Source organism: Clostridium celatum DSM 1785 (assembly GCF_000320405.1).
In the GTDB taxonomy this organism is placed as follows: domain Bacteria; phylum Bacillota; class Clostridia; order Clostridiales; family Clostridiaceae; genus Clostridium; species Clostridium celatum.
Genome location: NZ_KB291601.1, coordinates 1 through 618, shown reverse-complemented (window position 1 = coordinate 618; position 618 = coordinate 1). Strand labels below are relative to the sequence as shown.

Below are 618 nucleotides of genomic sequence, written 5' to 3'. Positions count from 1 at the left end.
GTTTTAAAGGTTTTTTATTATGATTTTCCCTGTCTAAATTTACATCAATTTCTAGTGTTCCATGTTTCCTTAGGTGTTACTTGAACCTCAATTTTTTCAAAACTTACGCTTATTAGCGTTAGCTTTTATATGTGTTGGAGTCAGAGTAAAGAATTTTACCACCGACTAATCCCTTTTCAATAGCCTGAATAACTATATTATCGAATATTTTTTGTGGAATATCAGTACCTTTAAATCTTCTAATTCTATTTTGACTTATAGTAGATGCATCTTGAAATTTTCTCAGTGATAGAATATCCTAAAAACATCTATATGCTAAATTAACTTCTATATCTTTAACTAGTTGCCTTTCGGAGCGTATGGCAATAAAGATATCCGATAAATAGCATCTTAAATAAAACTACCGGATCAACTGCTGGTCGACCATTTGTATGACAATACAAATCACTATTAAATCTCTAATAAAAAAAAAAATCTATATATTTATCTATTTTTCTTAATAAATGGTCTTGGCGGAACTAATTGTTCTAGCATCACCACTTCCATTTCATTTTTGCTTCTCTTCTTTCCGTTTATCATTCGTAAACCTCTATGTAATTAAATTAATATATTTTAAAT

General features: G+C 28.6%; 1 pseudogene. It reads right to left on the bottom strand.

Features of this window, described 5'->3' with window-relative positions:
- Positions 1-579: pseudogene (locus HMPREF0216_RS16925) on the bottom strand (transposase); the annotation flags it as partial.
- Positions 580-618 lie beyond the last annotated feature (39 nt).